This window comes from Flavonifractor sp. An82, from assembly GCF_002159265.1.
Taxonomy (GTDB): Bacteria; Bacillota; Clostridia; order Oscillospirales; family Oscillospiraceae; genus Flavonifractor.
The window spans coordinates 144248-168890 of sequence record NZ_NFHG01000006.1 but is presented as its reverse complement, the minus strand read 5'-3'; the positions used below and the strand labels follow the sequence as shown (position 1 = coordinate 168890).

The 24643-nt window shown below is 62.0% G+C and carries 22 protein-coding genes and 2 tRNA genes; 5 read left to right on the top strand and 19 right to left on the bottom strand.

Going from position 1 to position 24643, the window contains the following annotated elements; all coding sequences use genetic code 11:
• Positions 1-451: 451 nt before the first annotated feature.
• The 9 genes from ugpC to B5G34_RS08820 form a co-directional block, all read right to left on the bottom strand.
• Positions 452-1573, bottom strand: coding sequence for a sn-glycerol-3-phosphate ABC transporter ATP-binding protein UgpC (gene ugpC / locus B5G34_RS08860; protein ID WP_087336233.1), 1122 nt, complete (start codon positions 1571-1573; stop codon positions 452-454).
• Between the two features lie 192 nt (positions 1574-1765).
• Positions 1766-2887 carry an N-acetylglucosamine-6-phosphate deacetylase gene (gene nagA, locus B5G34_RS08855; RefSeq protein WP_087336208.1) on the bottom strand — a complete coding sequence of 374 codons (1122 nt, stop codon included), beginning with the start codon at positions 2885-2887 and terminating at the stop codon, positions 1766-1768.
• A complete protein-coding gene (nagB, locus tag B5G34_RS08850) occupies positions 2878-3630 on the bottom strand; it encodes a glucosamine-6-phosphate deaminase (protein ID WP_087336207.1) in 753 nt (250 codons plus the stop codon). The genes nagA and nagB overlap by 10 nt, the downstream gene beginning before the upstream one ends.
• A gap of 71 nt (positions 3631-3701) precedes the next feature.
• The gene (locus tag B5G34_RS08845) at positions 3702-4607 is read right to left on the bottom strand and encodes a dihydrodipicolinate synthase family protein (RefSeq protein ID WP_087336205.1); all 906 of its coding nucleotides are present in this window, start codon (positions 4605-4607) and stop codon (positions 3702-3704) included.
• Between the two features lie 51 nt (positions 4608-4658).
• Positions 4659-5501, bottom strand: a complete 843-nt coding sequence (locus tag B5G34_RS08840) for a carbohydrate ABC transporter permease (RefSeq protein WP_087336204.1) — start codon at positions 5499-5501, stop codon at positions 4659-4661.
• 15 nt (positions 5502-5516) lie between these two features.
• Positions 5517-6446, bottom strand: coding sequence for a sugar ABC transporter permease (locus B5G34_RS08835; RefSeq protein ID WP_087336203.1), 930 nt, complete (start codon positions 6444-6446; stop codon positions 5517-5519).
• Positions 6447-6576: 130 nt separating this feature from the next.
• Positions 6577-7917 carry an extracellular solute-binding protein gene (locus B5G34_RS08830; RefSeq protein ID WP_087336201.1) on the bottom strand — a complete coding sequence of 447 codons (1341 nt, stop codon included), beginning with the start codon at positions 7915-7917 and terminating at the stop codon, positions 6577-6579.
• A 159-nt stretch (positions 7918-8076) separates the two neighbouring features.
• Positions 8077-8934: a MurR/RpiR family transcriptional regulator gene (locus tag B5G34_RS08825; RefSeq protein WP_087336200.1), complete on the bottom strand. Its 858-nt coding sequence runs from the start codon at positions 8932-8934 to the stop codon at positions 8077-8079.
• Positions 8935-8944: 10 nt separating this feature from the next.
• Entirely contained in the window at positions 8945-10156 is a 1212-nt protein-coding gene (locus B5G34_RS08820) for an AGE family epimerase/isomerase (RefSeq protein WP_087336198.1), read from the bottom strand.
• A 194-nt stretch (positions 10157-10350) separates the two neighbouring features.
• On the opposite strand from B5G34_RS08820, the gene B5G34_RS08815 reads away from it, so the two are divergent.
• Together B5G34_RS08815 and B5G34_RS08810 are read left to right on the top strand one after the other, a co-directional pair.
• Complete coding sequence (locus B5G34_RS08815; RefSeq protein WP_087336197.1) at positions 10351-11730, top strand: ROK family protein; 1380 nt, start codon at positions 10351-10353, stop codon at positions 11728-11730.
• A complete protein-coding gene (locus tag B5G34_RS08810; RefSeq protein WP_087336195.1) occupies positions 11731-12393 on the top strand; it encodes a GDSL-type esterase/lipase family protein in 663 nt (220 codons plus the stop codon).
• 49 nt (positions 12394-12442) lie between these two features.
• Here the strand turns inward: B5G34_RS08810 and B5G34_RS08805 are convergent, their stop codons facing one another.
• The 3 genes from B5G34_RS08805 to alr all read right to left on the bottom strand — a co-directional run bounded on the left by B5G34_RS08805 (position 12443) and on the right by alr (position 14734).
• Positions 12443-12985, bottom strand: a complete 543-nt coding sequence (locus B5G34_RS08805; RefSeq protein ID WP_087336192.1) for a hypothetical protein — start codon at positions 12983-12985, stop codon at positions 12443-12445.
• A gap of 55 nt (positions 12986-13040) precedes the next feature.
• Positions 13041-13406: a type II toxin-antitoxin system PemK/MazF family toxin gene (locus tag B5G34_RS08800; protein ID WP_087336190.1), complete on the bottom strand. Its 366-nt coding sequence runs from the start codon at positions 13404-13406 to the stop codon at positions 13041-13043.
• Positions 13407-13606: 200 nt separating this feature from the next.
• Entirely contained in the window at positions 13607-14734 is a 1128-nt protein-coding gene (gene alr, locus B5G34_RS08795) for an alanine racemase (RefSeq protein WP_087336187.1), read from the bottom strand.
• A 272-nt stretch (positions 14735-15006) separates the two neighbouring features.
• On the opposite strand from alr, the gene B5G34_RS08790 reads away from it, so the two are divergent.
• A complete protein-coding gene (locus B5G34_RS08790) occupies positions 15007-15348 on the top strand; it encodes a hypothetical protein (RefSeq protein ID WP_087336186.1) in 342 nt (113 codons plus the stop codon).
• A 37-nt stretch (positions 15349-15385) separates the two neighbouring features.
• On the opposite strand, the gene B5G34_RS08785 is transcribed toward B5G34_RS08790, so the two are convergent.
• Positions 15386-16000 carry a hypothetical protein gene (locus B5G34_RS08785; protein WP_087336184.1) on the bottom strand — a complete coding sequence of 205 codons (615 nt, stop codon included), beginning with the start codon at positions 15998-16000 and terminating at the stop codon, positions 15386-15388.
• Between the two features lie 13 nt (positions 16001-16013).
• The gene (locus B5G34_RS08780; protein WP_242956936.1) at positions 16014-17549 is read right to left on the bottom strand and encodes an NAD(P)H-hydrate dehydratase; all 1536 of its coding nucleotides are present in this window, start codon (positions 17547-17549) and stop codon (positions 16014-16016) included.
• 405 nt (positions 17550-17954) lie between these two features.
• Between B5G34_RS08780 and pheS the strand changes: the two genes are divergently transcribed.
• Both pheS and pheT read left to right on the top strand, forming a co-directional pair.
• Complete coding sequence (gene pheS, locus B5G34_RS08775; protein ID WP_087336180.1) at positions 17955-18980, top strand: phenylalanine--tRNA ligase subunit alpha; 1026 nt, start codon at positions 17955-17957, stop codon at positions 18978-18980.
• A gap of 18 nt (positions 18981-18998) precedes the next feature.
• The gene (pheT, locus tag B5G34_RS08770; RefSeq protein WP_087336179.1) at positions 18999-21692 is read left to right on the top strand and encodes a phenylalanine--tRNA ligase subunit beta; all 2694 of its coding nucleotides are present in this window, start codon (positions 18999-19001) and stop codon (positions 21690-21692) included.
• Between the two features lie 61 nt (positions 21693-21753).
• On the opposite strand, the gene B5G34_RS08765 is transcribed toward pheT, so the two are convergent.
• The 5 genes from B5G34_RS08765 to B5G34_RS08745 all read right to left on the bottom strand — a co-directional run bounded on the left by B5G34_RS08765 (position 21754) and on the right by B5G34_RS08745 (position 24516).
• Entirely contained in the window at positions 21754-22386 is a 633-nt protein-coding gene (locus tag B5G34_RS08765) for a DUF624 domain-containing protein (RefSeq protein WP_087336176.1), read from the bottom strand.
• 79 nt (positions 22387-22465) lie between these two features.
• Positions 22466-23599 carry a DUF4317 domain-containing protein gene (locus B5G34_RS08760; protein WP_087336174.1) on the bottom strand — a complete coding sequence of 378 codons (1134 nt, stop codon included), beginning with the start codon at positions 23597-23599 and terminating at the stop codon, positions 22466-22468.
• Positions 23600-23717: 118 nt separating this feature from the next.
• Positions 23718-23805, bottom strand: a tRNA-Leu gene (locus B5G34_RS08755).
• A gap of 3 nt (positions 23806-23808) precedes the next feature.
• Positions 23809-23894 (bottom strand) — tRNA-Leu (locus B5G34_RS08750).
• 88 nt (positions 23895-23982) lie between these two features.
• Positions 23983-24516 carry a DUF4364 family protein gene (locus tag B5G34_RS08745; protein WP_087336172.1) on the bottom strand — a complete coding sequence of 178 codons (534 nt, stop codon included), beginning with the start codon at positions 24514-24516 and terminating at the stop codon, positions 23983-23985.
• Between the last annotated feature and the right edge of the window lie 127 nt (positions 24517-24643).

The following is a 24643-nucleotide window of genomic DNA, read 5'->3' as shown; positions in this document are numbered from 1 at the left end:
AGGCCCAACAGCGCCGGTGGGACCAGTAGGGCCGGTGACACTGCCTCCACCGGCCGGTCCGGTGGGGCCGGTCGATCCCGTAGGCCCGGTGGGCCCGATGGCTCCTGATGAGCCGGTGGGACCGGTGGGGCCAACTCTGCCAGGGACCCCCGTTGCCCCGGCAGGACCGGTCACACCTGCCGGACCGGCAGGACCCGTGGGACCAGTCGATCCGGTGGGCCCGGTGGGGCCGGGACAGATGCAGACCGGCCGGCATACCTTTCCCAGCGGGTCGCTGTTATAATACCTGTACGAATCGTCGTGATTCCGCCGCATAGGCTGTTCCACACCCTTCCATCCGCCGCTCTGCTGCGTCCCTACAGTCTATGCACCACTCCCCCGCCCTGCCACCGAGGACGTAAAAAGGCCCCTGCCGCTTTCGCGGCAGGGGCCTTTTGAACTACTGGAACAATCAATACAGCAGGTTCTTCTCGGTCTGGGGATCAAACAGGTGGATGAGCTCCGGACGGAAGGTGAAGTTGATGTCAGTGCCGTAAGGAATACCGGCGCGATGCTCCTCAGGCAGCTCGGTGGTGGGAATACGCAGCACCACGTCCTTGCCGGCGGCGGTCACATGGAGGTAAACCTCGCTGCCCATCATCTCGGATACGTCCACCTTGCTGGCCACGGTGTGAGGACCAGCCACAGCGGCGAAGGAGATGTGCTCGGGACGGATACCCACAACCACGTCCATATCGCCGGCGCCCTTCTCGGCCAGGATCTTCTGGGCCTTGTCGGCCAGCTCCACCACGGCGTCAGCCACGGCGATCTGATACTTGCCGTCCTTCTTCATCAGCTTGCCGTCGAAGAAGTTCATCTGGGGAGAGCCGATGAAGCCGGCCACGAACAGGTTGGCGGGACGGTCGAACACCTCCTGGGGAGTGCCGATCTGCTGAATGAAGCCGTCCTTCATGATGACGATACGATCACCCAGGGTCATAGCCTCGGTCTGGTCGTGGGTCACGTAGATGAAGGTAGTGTTGATGCGCTGACGCAGCTTGATGATCTCGGCGCGCATCTGGTTACGCAGCTTGGCGTCCAGGTTGGACAGAGGCTCATCCATCAGGAAGACCTGAGGATCGCGGACGATGGCGCGGCCGATGGCCACACGCTGACGCTGGCCGCCGGACAGAGCCTTGGGCTTACGCTCCAGGTACTGGGTGATGTCCAGGATGGCAGCGGCCTCCCGCACCTTCTTGTCGATCTCCTCCTTGGGCACCTTGCGCAGCTTCAGGGCAAAGGCCATATTCTCATAGACCGTCATGTGGGGATAGAGTGCGTAGCTCTGGAACACCATGGCGATATCACGATCCTTGGGCTCCACGTCGTTCATCCGCTTGCCGCCGATGAGCAGATCGCCCTCGGAGATATCCTCCAGGCCAGCCACCATCCGCAGAGTGGTGGACTTGCCGCAGCCGGAAGGACCGACCAGCACGATAAACTCCTTGTCCGCGATCTCCAGGTTGAAGTCGTGAACAGCAGTCACCTTGTTGTCATAGATCTTCTTGATACCTTTCAGAACCACAGTTGCCATATGCATGGACCGTAAGGGCAATGCCTCCGCAAATACCCTCTTGCTCCGGGAGAGCGAAACTCCCGGAACGTTACGACAGGTCTCCACACTGCCGCACCGCCGGTCCGGCGGATTTTCCTCCTTTTTTTCGACTCTTCCGGCCTATAGGAATGGAGTAGGACCGGAAGGCCAGTATTTGGGGGTGCGCTCTATTCAGCCGCAGACCTGTTCGCCGCGGAAGAATACATCTTTCAGTTCCAGGTTCTCGTCCAGGATAACTACATTGGCCCGCTTGCCGGGCTCCAGGCTGCCCACCCGGCTGAAGATGCCGATGGCCTTGGCCGGATTGACGGCAGCGGCGTGGACAGCGTCCGCCAGGGGGATACCGAAGGACACAGCGGTCTTCATGCAGCTCATCAGATCGGTAACCGAGCCGGCCAGAGTACCGTCCTCCAGGGTGGCATACTTACCTTTTACCTTGACGGCCTGACCGCCCAGGGTATAGTCGCCGTCGGGCATACCGGCAGCCCGCATGGTGTCGGAGATCAGGATGACCCGCTTGTCTCCGAACATCTTGAAGACTGCCCGCACCACAGCGGGATGGATATGCACGCCGTCACAGATCAGCTCCACATTGCACAGCGGAGTGTCCAGGGCCGCGCCCACCACGCCGGGAGCCCGGTGGGTAAAGGCAGGCATGGCGTTGAACAGGTGGGTCACCTGCCGGGCGCCCAGCCGGAAGGCCTCCATGGCGGTGTCATAATCGGCGGTGGTATGGGCCAGGGAAATGGTGACCTCGCTCTCCATTGCCTCAATAAACTCCATGGCGCCGGGCTCCTCGGGAGCCAGGGACACCAGCTTCACCAGGCCGTGGGAGGCGGCAATGAGGCGGCGGAGCATATCCACGTCAGGGGCGTGGAGCCAGTCGCCGTTCTGGGCGCCCTTCTTGGCCATGGAGAGGAAGGGCCCCTCCAGGTTGATGCCGCACAGAGCGGCGCCGGGCTTGTCGGCCTCCTTGTGGGCGGCGGCCACCTGGCAAACACGGGTCAGCTGATCCTCCAGCAGCGTCATGCCGGCGGGGCAGATCTGGGTCACGCCCCGGGACAGCTCATATTGAGCCATGATCTCCAGGCCCTCGGGGTCGGCGTCGGAAAAGTCATGGCCCTTGCAGCCGTGGAAGTGCACGTCGGTGAGGCCGGGGATCACATAACAGCCGCTGGCGTCGTAGGTCTTGCCGTCGGCGCTGGAGTTGGACAGCAGGCGGCCGTCAAAGCACACGTCCCGCTGGACAAAGCCCTCGTGCAGGTCAAATACCTGTCCGCCGGTTATCCGCATACGGAAACACCTGCTTCCACCAGCTTGTGGAGGGCAGCCTTGTCGCCCACCAGGGTCACGTCGGGGTGCAGCTGCAGCACGGAGGCGGGCACGTCCTTGGTGACGGGGCCGGTAAAGGCCTTCTTCACGATGTCGGCCTTCTCCTCACCGCTGACGATGATGAGGATGCGGCGGGCATTCATGATGTTCTTGATGCCCATGCTCAGGGCGTGACGGGGCACCTCGTCCCGGCTCTCAAAGAAGCGCTTGTTGGCCTCGATGGTGCTCTCAGTCAGATCCACCAGATGGGTCTCCAGGCCAAAGTCATCGCCGGGCTCGTTGAAGGCGATGTGTCCGTTGTGGCCCATACCCAGCAGCTGCAAATCAATGCCGCCCAGATCCTGGATCAGCTTGTTGTAGGCAGCGCACTCGGCCTCGGGATTCTTGGCCAGGCCGTTGAGCACGTGGGTGTTCTCAGGCTTGATGTCGATATGATTGAACAGATTGTCCTGCATGAAGTAGCGGTAGCTCTGCTCATGGTGAGGAGACAGGCCCAGATACTCGTCCAGGTTGACGGAGCGGACCTCAGCGAAGGACAGGTCGCCCTTCTTGTACCACTCCACCAGCTGCTTGTATGTACCCACGGGGGTGCCGCCGGTGGCGAGACCCAGCACGCAGTCGGGCTTGTAGATGACCTGGGCGGAGATGATGTTGGCCGCCCGGCGGCTCATGGCCTGGTAGTCTTCAGACTGATAAATACGCATATAACGTTTCTCCTAGCCTTTCATTTCAAGGGTGGGGCGGGCAGATGCCCGCCCCGGATATTGAGACGGAATCAGCAGTACTTGGCAATGGCGGCGGTGATCATGGCATAGGCCTCGTCCACCACGGCGGCATCGCTGTCGATCAGACCGGGCATGGGCTTGCGGACAGAGCCGCAGTTCACGCCGTTCTTGGCCAGGATAGCCTTCATCACGGCATACAGGTTGCCGTGGGCGGAGCACATCTTATAAATGATGCGGCAGATATCGTTCTGGATCTGGCGGGCGGGCTCCATCTCGCCCTTCTGGAAGTGCTCATACACCTTCAGGAAGAGCTCGGGCATGACGGCATAGGTGCCGCCGATGCCGGCGCAGGCGCCCATGGCCAGACCGGACACATACTGCTCGTCGGGACCGTTGAAGACGATGACCCCGGCGTCCTTCCACATCTGGATGTCCTGGACAGGCATGGAGGAGTTCTTCACGCCGATGACCTTGGGGTTCTTCTGCATCTCGGCCAGCAGAGAGGGGGTCAGAGCCACACCGGCCAGCTGGGGGATGTTGTAGATGATAAAGTCGGTGTTGGGCGCGGCAGAGGAAATGTCGTTCCAGTAGCCGGCGATACCGTACTCAGGCAGGTGGAAGTAGATGGGCGGGATAGCGGCAATGGCATCCACGCCCAGGCTCTCGGCGTGGGCGGCCAGTTCCATGCTGTCGGCGGTGTTGTTGCAGGCCACGTGGGCGATGACGACCACCTTGCCCTTGGCTTCAGCCATAACATTCTCCAGCACCAGCTTGCGCTCGGCCACGCTCTGATAGATGCACTCGCCGGAGGAACCGCCCACGTACAGGCCGTTGACGCCCTTGCCGATGAGGTAGCGGGTCAGGGCACGGACACCCTCCGCGGAGATGTTGCCGGCCTCGTCATAGCAGGCGTAAAAGGCCGGAATCACACCCTGGTATTTTTTCAGATCGCTCATGTTAGTATTCCTTCTCTCAAATTACAATAATAAACGAAGTTGGAGGATAAATCAACCCTTGACGGCGCCCATGGCAATGCCCTGGGTGAAGTATTTCTGGAAGGCGATGAACACCACCACGATGGGGATGGCAGCCAGCGCGGCACCGGCCATGATCAGGCCGAAGTCGTTGGACATTTCGCCCTGCATGTTGGCGATGGCCAGAGGCAGGGTCCAGTTTTCCCGGCTGGTGAGCATGACCAGCTGGAGGAAGTAGTCGTTCCAGGTGTTGACGAAGGTGAAGATGGCCAGCGCACCGATGCCCGGCTTGATCATGGGGAAGACCACGCTGAAGAAGGTGCGCAGCTCGCCTGCGCCGTCCACTCGGGCGGCCTCCAGGATCTCGTTGGGAATGGTCTCGGCAAACTGCTTCATCAGGAACACGCCGAAGGGCCAGCCTACGGTGGGCAGGATGACGGCCCACAGGGTGTCGTTCAGGCCGATGGCAGTCATCTCCTGCAGCAGGGGGATGACGATGACCTGCTTGGGCAGGGCCATGGCGCAGATGATGATGGTGAAGAGCACGCCCCGGCCGATAAACCGCTTCTTGCCCAGGGCGTAGCCAGCCAGAGCGGCGGTGATGCAGGTGAGCACCATGGCCGCGGCAGAGATGAAGATGATGTTGAACAGCCACTGGAAGGCAGGGTTGTCAAACAGCTTCATGTAGTTTTCCAGCGTCGGGCTGGTGGGGAACCACACAGGATGCTTGGCATTGATCTCAATGACGCCCTTGAAGGAGCCGGTGACGATCCAGTACAAGGGGAACAGGAAGAACAATGCGACCAGGATCAGCACCACAGCTGCAAATACCTTGTAGCCGGTGGAGGTTCCGCTCAGATCAGTTTTTGCTTTCATGTTCTCACTCCCCCCTTAGTCAGTCTTCGCCACTTTGAACTGGATGGCGGAGAAAATGGCGATGATGATGGCCAGCACCACGCCGATGGCATTGGCATAGCCCAGGTCGTTCAGACGATAGGCGGTGTCGTAGACCTGATACATGATGGTCATGGTGGAGTTCAGCGGGCCGCCCTTGGTCAGCAGCTGGATCAGAGCGAAGCACTGGAAGGAGTTGATGGTGGTGATGACCAGCACGTACAGGGTGGTGGGCATGATCTGGGGCCACTTGATCTTCCAGAACACCTGGAGCTTGGTGGCGCCGTCCACCTGGGCAGCCTCCACCAGGGACTGGTCCACGTTGCCCAGGGCGGCTACGTAGAGGACGATGGGCTGACCGATGGAGGTGGTGAACAGAATCAGGATGATGAACCAAATGGCGGTGGAGGAATTGCCCAGCCAGTCAAAGCCGGTAGTACCGGCCACCTGGTTGAGCAGGCCGTTGTAGGGGTGCAGGATCCACTTCCACACCACGGTGATGGCTACCGAGCCGGTGACCACCGGCAGGTAGAACACGCAGCGGAAGAAGGAACGGGGCACGGAGTGCATCTTGTAGATGGCGGAGCTCACCCACAGGGAGAATGCGGTAACTGTGGGCACCGCAATCACCACGATGAGCACGGTGTTCAGGAAGCCCCGATGGAAAATGGGATCCTGGAACAGCTTGATGTAGTTGTCAAGTCCGGCGAAGCCCTTGATGCCGCCCAGGCCGTACTCCATGAAGCTGTAGAACACACAGATGAACATGGGTACCACCACAAAGCCCACAAAGAAGATCAGGCTGGGCAGCAGGAAGCAGTAAGCCGAAATGGTCTCTCTCCGGACCAGAGCCTTGCTCATGCCGGAGAACTGGGAATTCTTCTGCTTGTTCGGCTTCTGCTGGGGCGCTACAGTGTTTTGCGCCATGAGTCTCTCCCCTCTTTCAATGTAGTGTCGTTGGTTCCGGGGACCACCCCGGGATAAAGCATTGTGCCCGCCCCCTCACAGGGAGCGGGCACAACATTGCTAACTCATGTTAGGCCAGCTTGGATCTGACTCAGCCAATGTTGGCGTTGGCCTGCTGCACAAAGCTGTCAGCAGCAGTCTGCACGTCGGCGCCGGTGGTCATGATCTCCTGCAGCATGGGCCACCACAGAGCGCGCTGCTCGGTCCAGCCGCCGGTCAGAGCATAGTAGCGGCCCAGGTAGTCGCTCATCAGAGCGAAGGGAGCGCGGACATCAGCGTCCTCAGCATCGGCGTAGACGTCGCCCCACTCAGAGTGGACGGGGAAGAAGCCGGTGGTCTTCACAGCCTCAACGCCGGCAGTCTTGTCATTGCACACGAAGTCGATGAACTTCTTGGCAGCCTCGATCTTGGCCTCGTCGCCGTTGTTGAAGATACCGAAGCCGTAGGGGCCGGCCATCTCCAGCTCGGGCTTGCCGTCATCAGAGGGGAAAGCCATGGCGAAGGGAGTGAACTGGGTCTGCTCAGCATACTGAGTGTAGTTGGAGTAGTTCCAGCAGAAGGTCACAGCGGCGGTCTGGTTGGCAAAGGCCTGCAGCTCGTCGGAAGCGGCGAAGGAGGCGTTGGCGCTCATGGAGCCGTTGTTGACCATATCCTGCAGCAGCTTCAGAGCCTTCACGTTGTTCTCGCTGTTGGCGTTGTAGGAGCTGCCGTCATCGGTGACATAGTAGTCGGAGTACAGGTTGTTGACGAGAGCACGGGTGCCCTGGTCGCCGCCCTGAGCGCCGCAGTAGATGATGCCGGGCACGGTCACGTCGATGGTGCCGGCGGCAGCGGCGTCGCGAATGGCCTCCATGGCCTTCACGAAGTTATCGGTGGTCCAGGTGCGGGTCTCCTCGTCGATGTACTGCAGAGCGCCGGCAGCCTCAAAGGCCTCATAGTTGATGGCCATGCAGTGAGCGGCCACGCTCAGGGGGTACATGTAGTAGGTGCCGTCCAGCTGAGACACGCTGGAGATACCCTCGGCGATGTCGGAACCGCCGGAAGTCCACATGTCGGACAGGTCCACCATCAGACCCTCACGGGCGTAGTTGCCCACGATACGCTCGGGGCCCTCAAAGATGATGTCGGGGGCGTTGTTGGAGCTGATAGCGGTGGTCAGCTTCTGGTCGCCGTCCTGATAGTTGATGGGGGTGACAGTGATCTTGATGTCGGGGTTGGCCTCATTGAAGGCAGCCACAATGGGCTCCCAGGCGGCAGAATCGGTAAAGCCGCCGATGTTGAAGGACCACAGGTTCAGCTCCACAGCGCCGGTGGACTCGCCGCCGTTGCCGGAAGGAGACTCAGTGGATGCCTCTTCGCCGCCGCCGCAGGCCGCCAGGCCCAGGGACATGGAGGCAGCCAGCGCGAGTGCAAGAATACGTTTCTTCTTCATCGTTCATCCTCCTCAATTTCGATAATTTTCGTGATTACACAGAGGTAACCCGTTGTGTAGATTGTACAGTTCAACACAGGATTTGTCAATAGCGAATCACATATTTTTTTCTTTTTCTATGAAATCTGCAAATTTTTTTCACCGTTCCATGGCAGGCGGTCAGATGTGCTTGTCCGACAGCACTTCCGCCACCAGCTCCTGTCTGGCGCGGCACCCCTCCCGGTCCCGGCGACATACCTCATGGAACAGAACGTCCATCAGGTAGAGCTGGGCGATACGGGCGGCCACCGAGCCGCCCTGGAGGGGGCCCTCCCGGGAACCGCACTGAAGCACGATATCGGCATAGGCGGCGCCGGGAGATTTGGGGAATCGGGTGATGAGGATGATTCTGGCCTGCCGGTCCCGGATGATCCGAAGATTCTTCATCAGTTCCTTGGTGGAGCCGGAATAGGAGAAATAGATCACCAGGTCGCTGGGGGTCAGCTGGGAGGCGGCGATGGCCTGGAGATGGGAATCCATCACGGCGGTAAAGTTCAGCTGGATGGTGCTGAACAGGTGGGCGCACTCCTGGGAGAGGATCATGGATCCCCCCTGCCCCATGCAGAGCACCCGGCTGGCGGAGATAATCATATCAGCCGCCTTGCGCACGGTCTCCGGCTGAATGAGCTCCAGGGTCTGAGCCAGGGCCTCGGCGTCGCTGCGGTAGACCGAGCGGCACATCCCCTCCACGCTGTCCTCTTCCTCCGCCTCCCCCGTCTCGGCGGCGCTGTGGTCCACCCGACCGGCGGTGGCGTTGGCAATGGCCAGCTTGAAGGCGCTGTAGCCCTTATAGCCCAGCCGCTTGCAGAAGCGGGAGATGGTGGCCTCGGCCACCCCCGCCTCCTCCGCCAGCTCGGAGATGGACATAAACTGGGTCTGCTGCTGGTGGATGACAGCGTAGTCAGCCACCTTTTTCTCCGCGCTGGTCAGCTGATAGTACTCGCTGTTGATCCGTTCAAATACATTTACCAACGGCATTGCCGCCCTCTCAATTCCGCTCCAGGATCTGGCCGATCATCTGATCGCACATGATGAGCATACGGGGCAGGTGGAAGGGGCCTTTGAAGGTGGAACCCTTGCAGGGAGGCTCGGTGGGCTTGCCGTCCCGGCGCAGGTAGCCGTACCAGTCGCCGAACTCGGGATCGGAGAAGTACTTCTTGCAGTAGTCCAGGGTCTTCTCGAACCACTCCAGATACTTCTCGTCGCCGGTGTCGCGGTAGATCATCATGGAGGCGATGAGGATCTCATCGTGGGGCCACCACAGCTTCATGTCGTGCTCATAGGCCTCGGGGGGACGGCCCAGGCAGTCGATAAAGTAGAGCAGTCCGCCGTACTCCTTGTCCCAGCCGGCATTGATGGCCTGGTCGAAAATTTTGATGGCGGTGGCATGCTGCTCCTTGTTGCCCCGCAGATTGGCGTCCTCCATCAGGAACCAGGAGCACTCGATGTCGTGGCCGGGATTGACCACGCGGCCCTCGGTGACGTCGCCCCGGAACTCGCCGTTGGGGCCCACGCTCTCCAGGGTGCAGCCCAGCTCGGGCTTGTAGTGATAGCGGAAAATCTCGTCCACACACTGGGCGGCCCGCTGGTTGTACAGCTCGGCCTGCTCAGGATCCACCCGGCGGAGCACGGAGGTGATGTTCAGGTAGATCATGGGGTTGGCCAGAGCGCGGCCGGACCGGGTCTCGGGGATGGTCTTGGGACCCATGCCGGTGGGGTCCTTGATGAGGCCCTGGTTCAGGTTCCAGATCAGTTCATAGGCGGCACGGGCACGCTCCAGGCACTCCTTGTCCCCGGTAACACCATAATATTCTGCGTTGGCGATGGCGTAGAACCCCTCGGAGAAGCAGTAGCGGCGCTGACGCAGGGGCTTGCCGTCGCCGGTGACGGTGAAGTACATGCGGTTGCCCGCCTCGCGGTTGATGCAGCAGCGCTCCATGAAGTCCAGGCAGCTCTTGCTGGCGGCCAGCCACTCGTCCTTCACCCCGTAGGTGTGGCACAGGTAGGCAAACATCCAGGCGCAGCGGCCCTGCATCCACACGCTCTTATCGGTGGAGAAGATCTTACCCTCCCGGTCCAGGCAGGTGTAAACGCCCCCGTTGACCGGGTCCATACCGTTCTTGAGCCAGAAGTTGACGCTCCGTTCCAGCTCTTCCTTGATCCATTTCTGATGGTCCTGCAGACGTGCAGTGATATCCATAGTTGCAATTCCCACCTTTCCAATGTTGGGAGAGTTCCCCCATTGGTTCCATCATACCCGTCAGTACATCCCCCGTCAAGCCCTGAAAGAAAATAATTTTCAGAATCCCGAAAATATGCTTGACAGATTGAAAAAAGCTGGTAGCCTATACGTATAACAGTCTGCTTATTCCCACATATGAAGGAGGACGTCTCATGAAACATCTCGGTATCGAAGTCCCTGTCAAGCACGTACCGGAGCTGGACCCCGGTTTTCTTCCTCTGGGCAAATTCTGCACTTCCTTTCTGAAGGACGCCAAGAAGCCTCTGGACCTGGCTGTGGAGCGGGCCGGCGGTGAGGTTGCCGTCTACAAGACCTTTATCCACGGCACCCCCGACATGGCCGAGGCCGACCGCTACTATGTGGACCGGCTCATCAAGACCATGCTGTGGTACATGGGCGGCTTCAAGGTGTACATCAGCGGCGACAAGGACATTTTCGAGGCCATGAAGGCCACCTACTGCGTGGGCGGCAAGCGTTCCTTCGACGCCGACTTCATGTCCAACGTATATGAGAAGCCCTTTGAGGTGGTGTACTGCGACCAGGTGCCCGCCGAGAAGAGCAATCCCCAGGCCGTGGGCCGTCACCTGGGCGGCTGCCGCATCGGCTTTGACGCCGGCGGCTCCGACCGCAAGGTGTCCGCCGTCATCGACGGCCAGCCCGTCTTCTCCGAAGAGGTGGTGTGGTTCCCCAAGACCACTGCCGACCCCGACTACCACTATGAGGGTATCGTGTCCGCCCTCAAGTCCGCCGCCGAGCACATGCCCCGGGTGGACGCGGTGGGCGTCTCCTCCGCCGGTATCTACATTGAGAACCGCACCATGGTGGCCTCCCTGTTCCTGAAGGTCCCCAAGGAGGACTTTGACGCCAAGGTAAAGGACATCTACATCCGCGCCATCAAGGACACTTTTGGCGACATCCCCTATGTGGTGGCCAACGACGGCGACGTGTCCGCTCTGGCCGGCGCCATGAGCCTGGAGGAGAACAACATCCTGGGCATCGCCATGGGCACCAGCGAGGCCGTGGGCTTCGTGGATGCCAATGGCAACATCACCGGCTGGCTCAACGAGCTGGCCTTCGCCCCCGTGGACGTGAACCCCGAGGCCATGGAGGACGAGTGGTCCGGTGACATCGGCTGCGGCGTGAAGTACTTCTCCCAGGACGGCGTTATCAAGCTGGCCCCCCGGGCCGGCATCCAGCTGGACGAGAGCCTCTCCCCCGCCGAGAAGCTGAAGGTGGTGCAGAAGGCCATGGAGGAGGGCAATCCTGCCGCCGCCGCGGTGTACCGCTCCATCGGCGTGTACCTGGCCCACTCTCTGGCCCTCTATCATCACTTCTACGGCTTCAAGCACGTGCTGCTGCTGGGCCGGGTCATGTCCGGCAAGGGCGGCGACCTGCTGCTGGAGACCTGCCTGAAGGTGCTGGCCGACGAGTATCCCGAGATCGCCGACAAGATCAATCCCACCATGCCCGACGAGAAGGCCCGCCGTGTGGGCCAGTCTGTGGCCGCCGCTTCCCTGCCCGAGCTGAAGTAAATGCGCCACCACATTCTCTGTCTGGGGGACTCCAACACCCACGGCTACTGCGCCGACCCGGCAGACTGCGCCGACAGCGCCCTGTTCCGCTTCAATGAGGAGGAACGGTGGACCTGCCTGCTGCAAAAAGCTCTGGGCGAGCAGTATCTGGTGATTGAAGAAGGGCTGTCCGGCCGCACCACCGTCTTTGACGATCCGGTAGAGGAGGGGCTGTCTGCCCTCCCCTATCTGCGGCCCTGCCTGAAGAGCCACCGGGCCATCAGCCTGCTGGTCATCATGCTGGGCACCAACGACGCCAAGTCCCGGCTGGGAGCCAATGCCCACGCCATCGGCCGGGGTATGGAGCGGCTGGTTCAGGCCGCCCAAAGCGTGGACTGCTGGGGTCCCGGCGGCCGGCCCAACATTCTCATCATCGCCCCCAAGGCCATTGAGGAGGCGGTCTACACCTCCCCGGTGGCTGACGAGATGGGCCCCGGCTGCGTGGAAAAGACCCGGCAGCTGGCGGCAGAATATGAGGAAGTGGCCCGGCGGAACGGCTGCGCCTTCCTGGACGCCAACACCCTGGACCTGGCCTGCAACGGCGTGGATTTCATGCATCTCACCCGGGAGAGCCACGCCAGGCTGGCGGCGGCCCTGGCCCGGATCATCCCCACTCTGATGTAAAGAAAAAACGTGGACGGCAATGCCGTCCACGTTTTTTGTTTCTTTTATCTTATTGAATGGTATAGCTCCCCCGCACCATAATGGTCACATCGGTGGAGGCCTTCACCCCCCGGCCGTCGATGGTGGCCAGATACAGGTGGTTGGCAGTCAGGGCACTTCCGCCGGACAGGGTGGAGCCCGCCGTGGTATCGATGAGACCGGGGGCAGAGTCGGATACGCACACCGCTGTGCCGGAGCGCAGCAGAAACTCGCAGGCCGCGGTGCCCACCACTGTCTGTCCCGCCTTCAGGTTGACGATCTGGAACACACCGCCGGAGGAGGACCCGGAGGAGCCGTTCAGCTTGCTCTCCACCTCCTGCACATAGCCGTCCACCACCGCGTCCAGCTTTTTCTCCAGTTCGGTCTGCTTGTCCGCCACCTTGTCGTCCACCTGCTCCAGAATGGCGGGGAGGGCCTGGTCGTTCAGGTAGCTGAGGGTGACCAGGGGGTCGTTCTTGCTGCCCTGCTGTCCGGCAGCCACCGCCACCCCCACCAGGGCCAGGGTCATCAGACCGCCGGAAATGAGCCGGACCGGCCACTTCTTCTGTTTCATATGTACCTCCTGTCTGGCGGGGAGCCGCCCGGCGGGCGACTCCCCCCTCTTGTGTTCAAACCATGGTTCCCGTGTGCAGGCCAAAGCTGACCGCGATGGCGTTATCCACCCGCTGCATCTGCGCTTCGTCCAGCCGTCCCATGTGCTCTCTCAGCCGCCTTTTGTCCAGCGTCCGGATCTGTTCCAGCAGCACCACCGACTCCTTGGGGAGCCCGTAGGTGTTGGCTGAGAGCTCGATGTGGGTTGGCAGACGGGCCTTGCCGGTCTGGGATGTGATGGCCGCCGCAATGACAGTGGGGCTGTGGCGGTTGCCGGCATCGTTCTGCACGATGAGCACCGGCCGCACGCCTCCCTGCTCGCTGCCCACCACGGGGCTCAGATCGGCATAAAAAATGTCTCCGCGTTTTACGCTGTTATCCACAAAAGCTCACACTCCGCCGGAAAATAGTCACCAGCGTCACACGACCGGAGGCCTATGTAACGCGGTCACTATGATTTTCCCACGGGGCGGCGGGAATTATACCCGCCCTGCAAAATTTCGCGGGGCAGGTCGGCCACCCGCCGTCTGGCCGGGCCTTTCTCCCCCGGCCCATTGTATGCCCGGATGCCGGGGCCGGTGCCTCAGTCCAGATAGGCCCGGTGGACCCGGGGGGACACGGCGCACAGCAGCTCGTACTGGATGGTGCCCGCCATGGCCGCCATATCCTCGATGGGCAGGTGCTCGCCGAACACCTCCACCTCGTCCCCTGGCTCCACGTCCAGGCCGGTGACGTCCGCCATGCACATATCCATGCAGATCCGGCCCACCACACGGGCCCGCTGGCCCTTGATGAGCACCTCCAGCTTGTCGGAGCACAGCCGGGGCAGACCGTCGGCATAGCCGATGGTGAGGGCGGCCAGCCTGGTCTCCCGGTCCAGCACATGGGTACAGCCGTAGCTCACCGGGGTCCCGGCGGGCACCGTTTTCACCGAGGCCACCCGGGTCTTGAGGGTCATGACCGGCCGCAGGCCGGGGCCGTCCAGCCCCTCGCAGGAGGGGTCGGGATAGTGTCCGTACAGGGCAATGCCCGGCCGTACCATGTCCAGATAGGTGCAGGGGAAGTTGAGGGCCGCGGCGCTGGCGGCACAGTGGCGGATGGCAAAGGTGATCCCCCTGCCCTTCAGCTCCTCCAGCAGGTCCAAAAAGCGGGTGAACTGGAGCATGGTGTAATCTTCGTCCCCGTCGGCGTTGGCAAAGTGGGTGTAGATCCCCTCCGCCTCCAGGCCGGGCAGGGCACACACCTGGGCGATGGCGTCCGCCGCCTCCGTCAGGGAATCGCCGCCGCACAGCCAGCCCAGCCGGGACATGCCGGTATCGGCCTTGAGATGAATTTTCAGGGTCTTGTCTGCGGCCACCGCCGCGTCCGACAAGGCTTTGGCCATATCCAGATCGTACACAGTCTGAGTAATGCCGCCGTCCAGCAGGGTGTTGGCCCGCTCGACGGGGGTATAGCCCAGGATCAGGATGGGGGTGGTGATCCCCCCCTGCCGCAGCTCCATGGCCTCGTCCAGGCAGGCCACCGCCAGGTATTCAGCCCCCAGCTGTTCCAGCCGCCTGGCCACCGGCACGGCGCCGTGACCATAGGCGTCCGCCTTCACCACGCCCAGAAAGCGGCAGCCCTGAGGCAGCATGGCCCGCAGGGCTCTGTAATTATGTTCCAGATTGGACAGATCGATCTCCGTCCAGGTCCTTGTCTGCGTCTGTTTCATCGGTTATCCTCTTAATGCCATAAGATACGCGGTATCTGCGTCAGATACCAAAAGGGCGTTGCCGCCCATGGGCAGACTGCGCCGTTCTCATTATACTACGCTGCCGCCGCCGCCACAACCCCGAACCTGATCCCACTTTCATCTATTTTTCATCTAATGTTCATAGATTCCTCAAGACATTTGGGCCACTTTCGGATATACTATAAATACAACGCGCAAATCAACGGACCATTGGGTCCCCCTCAACGGGTATGATAAAGGAGGTTATTCCTATGGTGGAAGGTATCGGCAAGGTATTGGCGGACGTAGGTCTGGCCAGCGTGGGTCTGGTGGCCCTGGCTGCAGAGCAGGCCGGCAAGGCCGGCAAGGTTCTGGTGGAAAAGGGCGCCGTGGCGCTGGAGGAGGGCCGTAAGCACGGCGTGGAGCTCCAGCGCAAGTACCAGGAGGAGGCCCAGCGCCGCCGGGAGGAGCAGTTCGACAAGCATGTCAACGAGATGACCGCCCAGCAGCGGGAGGAGCTGCGCCGCCGTCTGTCCGAGCTGGACGACCTGGAGCAGGAAGTGGCTCAGGCCGCGCCCGGCGACGATGACGACAACGGTCCCACCGCATTTTAAGCCAAAAACAGGAGGCGCCTAAGCGCCTCCTGTTTTTTTAATCTTCTCCAGCGGAGCCCATGGGCTGAAAGTCGGAAAAGACACACTGGATCACCGTGTACCCGTCCTGGGACAGCTCCCCCCGCAGCAGGGCGTGGCTGTCCGGATCAAACCAGAGGGAGCACTCCTGCCCCTCCCCCGCCTGATGGTCCGGGTCCCGGCAGATCACCCGCAGTACCTGCCCCTGGTCCCGCTCCTCCATCACGCACTCGGCCATAAAGCCCTCAGCGGCGTAACGCATCAGGGCGGGCACCGCGTCCATGGGACTCATGCCGCTGTCGTCCAGGGGACCGGTCTCCACCCGCACCCCGTCGTACTCCAGGCTTCCGCCCTCCTGTTCCAGCCGGGCGGTCACTCCGGCCACAGCCTCCGGGCTGGTGATGGTAAACACGCTCTCACCCTCCCGCCGGTATTCCAGATCCATGCCGTACTCATAGACCCGCTGGCCGTAGTCGGCGGTGACGGTCAGCGATGCCGTACAGCCCTCCATGGCCAGGTATTCTCCCCGGATGTCCAGGGCCAGCTGCTCCGCTCCGGTGGCTCCGCCGCCGCAGGCGGTCAGGGCCAGGCAGAGGATCATCGTCAGTACGCACACACACCCTCGGCGGCGCACGGCCGTTCCCCCTTTATTCCACGTGTTCCTTCAGGACCCGGGGCAGGGCGGCCACCACATCGGTGGGGGTCATGCCGTACTCCCCGATCTCCTCCGCGCACAGGTCGCCCGCCGCTCCGTGGAGCCACACCGCCATGGGCACCGCCTGCCGGGCGGGCAGACCCTGGCCCAGCAGGGACAGGATCACCCCTGCCAGCACGTCGCCGCTGCCCCCCTTGGCCATGCCGGGGTTGCCGGTGGTGTTGATGTAGGCAGTACCGTCCGGGAAGGCGGTGATGGTCCGGTGTCCCTTGAGCACCAGACAGCAGCTGTGCTCCACGGCAAAGCTCCGGGCCGCACCCAGCCGGTCCCCGTCGGACAGGTCTCCCCCCAGCCGGGCAAACTCCCCGTCGTGGGGAGTGAGCACCGTATGGAGGCCCTGCCGCGCGTCCAGTATATCTATATGTCCCTCCAGGGCGTTTATGCCGTCGGCGTCCAGGATCACCGGAATGTGGACCTCCCGCAGCAGGTGGCGCACCACGGCGGACACACCGTTGCCCCGGCCCAGGCCCGGGCCGATGAGGCACACGCCACAGCCCGCCAGCTTGTGGTGGATGGCCTCCCCTGCCTCCAGGGAGAGCTGCCCCTCCTTCCCCGCCGGGAGCGGGTAGGGCATGGCCTCATCCAGCTTGGCGGCAGCCACCACCCAAATAGGCGTGGGCACCCCCAGCGACACCAGACCGGCACCGGTACGCACCGCCGCCTGGGCCGCCAGCACCGGGGCGCCGGTGTAGCCCACGCTGCCCCCCAGAATGGCGCAGCGTCCGAAATCCCCTTTGTGGGCGTCCAGCGGGCGGCGGGGCAGAACCACGTCCCCTCCATCCACACTTTGGACCGGGCAGTCCAGGGCGTCCACCAGATCTTTGGGGATGCCGATATCGACCACCGTCAGCCTGCCGGTACACAGGCCGCCTTTGCCTACAAAGTGGCCCGCCTTGGGCAGGGTAAAGGTCACCGTACGGGCGGCCTGTACCGCTGCGCCCAGTACCCGGCCGGTATCGCTCTCCACTCCGCTGGGGATGTCAGCGGACACCACCGGGATGTCGCAGGTATTCATCATATGGATGGCGGTAAGGGCGTCCCCACGCACATCGCTGTTCAGTCCGATACCGAAGATGGCGTCCACCATGGCGTCCGCCTCCAGGCACCAGGCCGCAAAATCCGGGTCGTCCGGCTGGAAGATCTCCAGCTTTCCGCCCGCCGCAGCCAGCTTGACCTCCATGGCCCGGGTATCCTGGGTCATCTTCTCATGGCTGCCCACCAGGACGCACCGCACCTCAAAGCCCGCCTCCAGCAGCTGTCGGGCACAGGCCACGCCGTCTCCGCCGTTGTTGCCCGGCCCGCAGAAACACACCACCCGGCCGGCACAGTCTCCGGTCAGCGCCATAACCTCCTCGGCCACCGCCGCGGCCGCCCGCTCCATCAGCTGGGTGGAAGGCACTCCCCGCTCCTGAATTGTGATCCGGTCGATCTCACGCATCTGCTGCGCTGTGGCGATTCGCATTTTCATCCACGCTCCTGTTCCATGGTATCTCTCGTTTCCCGGCGGGACCGTTTTTCCTCCCGCCAGACCGTCCCCATTATATGCTGTCCGCCCCGCCCAGTCAATTTTAATCTTGCGCTTTTCGTCAATCTGTGCTATAAATAGGTTTACATGCGAAGAAGGGAAAAAGAGCGGCCCCCGGCCCAGCAGAGAGCGTCCGTCACCGGCTGAAAGCGGATGTGGGGTTGGCCCGTTCGGTTCGTCCTGGAGCGGCCCTGGAGACAGGGACGGTCTCGCCCCACGTTATCGGGGCCAGAGTGCCCGCTGTGCGCGGGAAATGCGGGTGGTACCGCGGAAGGTTTGCCTTTCGTCCCAGTGATTTGGGATGGAGGGCTTTTTTCATTTGTAAATACTGCAAAAGGAGCTGCGAATATGAAGGAAACACTGGAAACCATACGCCGGGAGGCGCTGGCTGCCTTTGAGGGCGCCGGAACCGCTCAGGACCTGGACGCCCTGCGGGTCAAGTACCTGGGCAAGAAGGGCGAGCTCACCGCGGTGCTCAAGATGATGGGCAAGCTGTCTGCCGAAGAGCGCCCCGCCATGGGCCAGCTGGCCAACGAGGTGCGCGCCGCCCTGGAGAGCGCCCTGGAGGCCAAGGGCAAGGAGCTGGAGGCCAAGGCCCTGGAGGACCGGCTGAAGGCGGAGGCCCTGGACATCACCGTCCCCGGCAAGGCCGTCAAGACCGGCCACCGTCATCCCATGTATATCGCCCTGGACGAGATCAAGGAGATCTTCATCGGTATGGGCTTCACCGTGCTGGACGGCCCCGAAGTGGAGCTGGCCAAGCTCAACTTCGACCGCCTCAACGCCGAGGAGGGCCACCCCTCCCGTGACTGGTCCGACACCTTCTACTTTGACGAGGACAGCCGTGTGATGCTCCGCTCCCAGACCTCCCCCATGCAGGTCCGGGCCATGGACACCATGGAGCTGCCCATCCGCATCATTGCCCCCGGCCGGGTGTACCGCAAGGACGAGGTGGACGCCACCCACTCCCCCATGTTCCATCAGGTGGAGGGCATGGTCATCGACAAGGGCGTCACCATGGCCGACCTGAAGGGCACCCTGAACACCGTGGTGGAAAAGCTGTACGGCAAGGGCACCAAGACCCGCTTCCGTCCCCACCACTTCCCCTTCACCGAGCCCTCCTGCGAGATGGACGTCCAGTGCCACAAGTGCGGCGGCGTGGGCTGCCCCACCTGTAAGGGTGAGGGCTGGATCGAGCTGCTGGGCGCGGGCATGATCCACCCCCGGGTGCTGGAGATGAGCGGCATCGACCCCAACGTGTACTCCGGCTGGGCCTTCGGCATCGGCCTGGAGCGTACCGCCATGCGCCGCTTCAAGATCGCCGACCTGCGTCTCATCTTCGAGAACGACGTCCGGTTCCTGGAGCAATTCTGAGAAAGGAGTGTAGAAACAATGAATCTGAGCAGAAAATGGCTGAATGAATTTGTCACTGTGACTGCCTCCGACAAGGAATTTGCTGAGGCTATGACCCTGTCCGGCTCCAAGGTGGAGCTGACTCACGACCTGGGGGAGGAGATCTCCAATGTGGTGGTGGGCAAGCTGCTGTCCCTGGAGCGGCACCCCGACTCCGACCACATGTGGATCTGCCAGGTGGACGTGGCTCAGGATGAGCCCATCCAGATCGTCACCGGCGCCTGGAACATTCACCCCGGCGACCTGATGCCGGTGGCCCTCCACAAGTCCACCCTGCCCGGCGGCGTGAAGATCCAGAAGGGCAAGCTGCGTGGCGCCGTGTCCAACGGCATGTTCTGCGGCCTTGCCGAACTGGGCCTGGATACCCGTGACTTCCCCTACGCCACCATTGTCCCCGCCGCCATTCTGGGCGACTATCACCCCCTGGACAAGGACAAGCCCTCCATCCCCGCCGACATTGCCCCCGGCCACAAGATCTATGGCCCCGTGGTGGCCGCCAAGGTGACCGCCGTCACCACCACCGGCTACTCCGCCTATGATGTGACCCTGGACACCGGCGACGGCTCCGTCTCTGTGTCCACCACCTGCCCCAACCTCCATGAGGGGGATCTGGTGGCTTACAATACCAAGAGCAGCACCATCTGCACCCTGACCGACCTCCACGCCCAGCAGGCCGAGTTCCCCCACTGCATCGAGGACGGCATTTTCATCCTCAACGAGGAGGGGATCAAGCCCGGCGACGACATCAAGCCCATCATCGGCGCTGACGACCACGTGGTGGAGTTTGAGATCACCCCCAACCGCCCCGACTGCCTCAGCGTGATTGGTCTGGCCCGGGAGGCCGCCGCCACCTTTGACGCCCCCCTCACCCTCCACGAGCCCGTGGTCAAGGGCGGCGGCAACGGCAGCCTGATGGAGCTGCTGGACGTGGAGACCGCCGCCGCCGATCTCTGCCCCCGGTACACCGCCCGCATGGTACGCAACGTGAAGATCGCCCCCTCCCCCAAGTGGATGCGGGAGCGGCTGCGCTCCATGGGCGTGCGTCCCATCAACAACATCGTGGACATCACCAACTATGTCATGCTGGAGTACGGCCAGCCCATGCACGCCTTTGACTACCGCTATGTGAAGGGCGGCAAGATCATTGTCCGCCGGGCTGCCGAGGGCGAGGAGCTCACCACCCTGGACGGACAGGTCCGCAAGCTCAACGCCAACCACCTGGTCATCGCCGACGAGACCCGGGCCGTGGGCCTGGCAGGCATCATGGGCGGGGAGAACAGCGAGATCGTAGACGACACCGTGGACGTGGTCTTCGAGTCCGCCTGCTTCGACGGCACCTGCATCCGCAAGGGCGCTCTGGCCCTGGGTATGCGTACCGAGGCCTCCGCCAAGTTTGAGAAGGGCCTGGACCCCCTGAACACCCTGCCCGCCGTCAACCGCGCCTGTGAGCTTGTGGAGCTGCTGGGGGCCGGCGAGGTGCTGGACGGCACCATCGACATCCTCAACTATGTGCCCCAGCCCCGGGTCCTCAAGCTGGAGCCTGAGAAGATCAACGGCCTGCTGGGCACCGATGTTTCTGAGGTTGAGATGGTGTCCATCCTGAAGAAGCTGGACTTCCAGGTGGAGGGCGACCAGGTGACCGTGCCCTCCTGGCGCGGCGACGTCATCGGCATGGCCGACCTGGCGGAAGAGGTGGCCCGCTTCCACGGCTACAACAACATCCCCACCACCCTCATGCGTGGCCAGACCACCCTGGGCGGCTACGGCGAGGAGGAGCTGCTGGAGCGTCAGCTGGGCTCTATGTGCCGCTCCATGGGATATGATGAGATCATCACCTACTCCTTCATCTCCCCCACCTGCTACGACAAGATCCGCTGGGACGAAAAGGACCCCCGTCGGGAATCCTTCAAGATCCTCAACCCTCTGGGCGAGGACACCTCCATCATGCGCACCACCGTCCTGCCCTCCATGCTGGAGATCCTGACCCGCAACTACAACTACCGCAACCAGGACGTGCGCCTGTACGAGGTGGGCCGCATCTACCTGCCCGGCGGCGAGGACGGCCTGGCGGTGGAGAACAAGGTCCTGTCCATGGGCGCCTACGGCGATGACATGGATTTCTACACCCTGAAGGGCTGCGTGGAGGCCATTCTCAAGGACCTGCGGGCCACTGATATCCGCTTTGAGGTGCCCTGCGTGACCAACCCCTCCTATCATCCCGGCCGGGTGGCCGACGTGTACGCCGGTGACCAACCCATTGGCGTCATGGGTCAGATCCATCCCCTGGTGGCTCAGAACTACGGCGTGGACGCCCAGTTCTACTGCGCTGAGCTGGACCTGGGCCAGCTCATGTGCGCCAAGGGCGCCGATCCCGAGTACGTCCCCCTGCCCAAGTTCCCCGCCGTCACCCGTGATATCGCCGTGGTGTGCGACGAGGCGGTCACCGTGGGCGCGCTGGAGGAGTGCATCCGCAAGGGGGCCAAGGGCCTGCTGAAGGACTGCAAGCTCTTCGACATCTACCGCGGCAAGGGCGTGGATGAGGGCAAGAAGTCCGTGGCCTTCAACCTGGTGCTCCGTGCCGACGACCGCTCCCTCACCAGCGAGGAGGCCGATGAGGATGTGAAGAGCATCCTGGCCGCCCTGGAGAAGGACCTGGGCGCTGTGCTGCGCTGAGTCCCTGCAAGAAGAACAAAAAGTGCCTGCTGCATATGCAGCAGGCACTTTTTTGATGGATTTATTCCTCTTCCTCCGGCGTCCCTCTCTGGGCGTCGATATAGGGCTTGAAGATCCGCTCCAGCGGGAAGGAGTGGAGCAGCGCCACAATGGTGGGCAGCAGGAACAGGAAGAGGATCATATTGGAGCACACCGTCAACGCCGCAAAGAAGATGACCGCCAGCAGAATGGTGCTGGGCAGGTGAGCGATGGCCAGCTTGGCGCAGGTGACCAGCAGTCCGCTGACCTGGAAGGTGAACCGGGAGAGGACGGGAAAGAGGTAGCAGGCCGCCCCCACCGGCAGCAGCAGAAAGATCTGATAGGCATAGAAGAGCACATACCCCGTGCTGCTGAGCAGGGCGGACTGGTAGAGCAGGTCATAGAGGAAGATCAGAATGACCGCCACCGGGATCACCACCAGGCTGGTGAGGGCGCCCACCTTCAGATTGCTCTTGAAGGTGCTGAAGAACATCCCCCAGCTGTTGCGCTCATTATGGCGGATGCAGCGGACCACGGTGTTGTACAGCGCGGCGGTGGCCGGTCCCAGCGTCACCAGAGGCAGCGAACAGGCCACCCAGAATATGCTGAGGAGGATCAGATCCACCAGTTTCTCTGTATAGCGGTAGATTCCATTCTCCGGATTGAAAATGCCCATTGACGCGGCCTCCCTGGAAGAGTGATTAGGTTGATTGTACCCTATTTTGCCGAAAGATGCAATTCCCTGTTCCAGGCTGTCAGTCCTCAATATGGATGGGAACCCCGTTGACCTCCACCTCTCCCTCCGCCGGGATAAGGATGTACTTCTTACCGTTGAGGGTGCGGGTCTCCACCAGGGCGCTGTACTCGGGGGAAACCTTGATGGTCACATCGGGCATGGAGACCTGAACCTGCTTGGCGTCCACCAGATTGCGGGGACTCAGGCGGGTGTCCTCCCCAAAGCTGTCATCGTAGCGGCTGTCAAAGGCGTTGATATGGCTCTCCGACACGCCGCAGGACTGGAGCACGCATTTCACCGCCCCCTTGGACACCATCAGGGGCTCCTCCTCCTTGTTTTCCTTGTGCTCCTCCACCAGCTCCCGCAGCTGGTCGTGGACCGCCTGCACTACCTCATAGCTGCACTCCTCCCCCAGGGTCTCCCCCAGGATGGCCTGAAAGGTCTCCTTCTGGGCCTGGGCGGGCATGGGGATCTGGGTGCAGAATACGGCCTGGGCAAAGTCCTGGTGGTTCTCCCCCACGTCCTTATTGTAGTAGAGGGCGTCGTACAGGTTGGTGGTGCGGTTGTCAAAGGCGGGGAACAGGAAGCCCAGCTCCGGCGGGGACACCAGCCAGTCGGCCTGCCGGTTGTAGAAGCGGTTCTCCCGCACGTAGAAGCTGAGGGCGGGCTTGGTCTGCTTCACCGGGCAGATGCTGCACAGGATGTAGGAATAGACCTCCTCCGAGGCGTCCTTCTGGGTCTCGCCGTCCTTGGCGCGATAGGGCACGTCGTAGCGGTCATGGGCCAGCAGGATCAGATAGCTGCCCTCCAGGTCCAGGCTGCCGATGGCTTTTTGGAAAAAGGTCTGGACCGCCTCCTCATTCTGAAGGCCGGAGTCCCGCAGGGCCATGAGCAGCTTGTGCTCCTCCCCCTCGGCCACCTGGCGGGTGGCAAAGCTGACGTCGATGAGGTTGCGGTCCATACCGCCGGAGAGGGTGCGGCGGAGAATGGCCAGCAGCTTCTCGCTCTCCTCCTCGCTCATCAGGGCCAGAGACTGGTCAAACTGGGAGACGATCTCCCGCTTTTCATTGACATAACATCCGCGCACATGGGTGATGGCGCTTTTGTCCCCCTTGAACCGGCGGCGCAGCTCGCCTACTTCCTTCTCATTCATGGTCCTGTTCCTCCATTCCCGGGATGATCGCGGCCCCAGCTGCGGGCCGTACAAATAGATTTGATCTCTTGGAGTATCCAAAAAAGAAAGACACGACTTACGTCGTGTCTTTCTTTTTTGGTGCGCGAGGCGGGACTTGAACCCGCACGTGCGTAATGCACACTAGAACCTGAATCTAGCGAGTCTGCCAATTCCACCACTCGCGCATATGGTGCGGATGACGGGACTCGAACCCGTACGGCCGTGGGCCACTAGCACCTCAAGCTAGCCAGTCTACCAGTTCCAGCACATCCGCAAAACACAGCCCCGTCAAAAGACTGCTTGATTATTATAGCGGCCTGGACCTGGTTTGTCAACTATTATTTTCCCCTGCCGCGAAAAATTTATCGGTTCTTCTCCCAGTCCAGCAGCGCGGCAATCACATCATGATAGACCCGTTCCGGCTCCTCCCGAAAGCCATCGGCCATCCGCTGGGCCTGTTCCCGGGTGCCGCAGAACAGCTGGAGGGTAAACAGGTTGCCCTTGTCGTCGTCCAGCTCCATCTTGACCACACTGCCCCCCTCGGGCCGGTCCTCCACACTGGAGCGCACCTGGGCATTGCGGCGGAGGATCCCGTTGACCTTGGCCAGGCGGACATTGCACTTCTGCTTGACGGTATAGGGCAGGCTGCTCTCGCAGGCCGCACCGTTGGCCCGGCCCTTGTCCGTAATGGCGTAGAGCTCCTCCTCCAGGGTCAGATGTCCGGTCTCCACCAGCTCAGAGACCGCCTCGGCAAACTCAAAGTAGTCCACCCCGTCGTCACACATGGTCAGATCGGTGAGAGCGTGAAAGTCAATGGGGGCCGCCACCCGCGCCATGATATAGAGGATGAGAAACTTGATATCCAGTTTGTCGTGGATAAAACCGTGACGTGCCATGGAGCGCTCCTTTCCAAAGCGTTTGCCGCTTATCCTTCATTATACCCAAGCCGGCCCCAAATCACAAGTGCAATTTCCAATGGTCCCACCGCTTGACGGAGGCTTGTCCGACAAGGTATGATAGAAT

Bases quoted from the DNA above. Each gene is read 5' to 3' on its own strand.
- nagB (WP_087336207.1), bottom strand. From the start codon at position 3,630: ATGCGTATTTATCAGTCTGAAGACTACCAGGCCATGAGCCGCCGGGCG.
- B5G34_RS08835 (WP_087336203.1), bottom strand. From the start codon at position 6,446: ATGGCGCAAAACACTGTAGCGCCCCAGCAGAAGCCGAACAAGCAGAAG.
- B5G34_RS08825 (WP_087336200.1), bottom strand. From the start codon at position 8,934: ATGCCGTTGGTAAATGTATTTGAACGGATCAACAGCGAGTACTATCAG.
- pheT (WP_087336179.1), top strand. From the start codon at position 18,999: ATGAATCTGAGCAGAAAATGGCTGAATGAATTTGTCACTGTGACTGCC.
- B5G34_RS08815 (WP_087336197.1), top strand. From the start codon at position 10,351: ATGAAACATCTCGGTATCGAAGTCCCTGTCAAGCACGTACCGGAGCTG.
- B5G34_RS08760 (WP_087336174.1), bottom strand. From the start codon at position 23,599: ATGAATGAGAAGGAAGTAGGCGAGCTGCGCCGCCGGTTCAAGGGGGAC.
- B5G34_RS08810 (WP_087336195.1), top strand. From the start codon at position 11,731: ATGCGCCACCACATTCTCTGTCTGGGGGACTCCAACACCCACGGCTAC.
- B5G34_RS08790 (WP_087336186.1), top strand. From the start codon at position 15,007: ATGGTGGAAGGTATCGGCAAGGTATTGGCGGACGTAGGTCTGGCCAGC.
- nagA (WP_087336208.1), bottom strand. From the start codon at position 2,887: ATGCGGATAACCGGCGGACAGGTATTTGACCTGCACGAGGGCTTTGTC.
- ugpC (WP_087336233.1), bottom strand. From the start codon at position 1,573: ATGGCAACTGTGGTTCTGAAAGGTATCAAGAAGATCTATGACAACAAG.
- B5G34_RS08805 (WP_087336192.1), bottom strand. From the start codon at position 12,985: ATGAAACAGAAGAAGTGGCCGGTCCGGCTCATTTCCGGCGGTCTGATG.
- B5G34_RS08765 (WP_087336176.1), bottom strand. From the start codon at position 22,386: ATGGGCATTTTCAATCCGGAGAATGGAATCTACCGCTATACAGAGAAA.
- B5G34_RS08840 (WP_087336204.1), bottom strand. From the start codon at position 5,501: ATGAAAGCAAAAACTGATCTGAGCGGAACCTCCACCGGCTACAAGGTA.
- B5G34_RS08820 (WP_087336198.1), bottom strand. From the start codon at position 10,156: ATGGATATCACTGCACGTCTGCAGGACCATCAGAAATGGATCAAGGAA.
- B5G34_RS08845 (WP_087336205.1), bottom strand. From the start codon at position 4,607: ATGAGCGATCTGAAAAAATACCAGGGTGTGATTCCGGCCTTTTACGCC.
- pheS (WP_087336180.1), top strand. From the start codon at position 17,955: ATGAAGGAAACACTGGAAACCATACGCCGGGAGGCGCTGGCTGCCTTT.
- B5G34_RS08745 (WP_087336172.1), bottom strand. From the start codon at position 24,516: ATGGCACGTCACGGTTTTATCCACGACAAACTGGATATCAAGTTTCTC.
- B5G34_RS08830 (WP_087336201.1), bottom strand. From the start codon at position 7,917: ATGAAGAAGAAACGTATTCTTGCACTCGCGCTGGCTGCCTCCATGTCC.
- alr (WP_087336187.1), bottom strand. From the start codon at position 14,734: ATGAAACAGACGCAGACAAGGACCTGGACGGAGATCGATCTGTCCAAT.
- B5G34_RS08780 (WP_242956936.1), bottom strand. From the start codon at position 17,549: ATGAAAATGCGAATCGCCACAGCGCAGCAGATGCGTGAGATCGACCGG.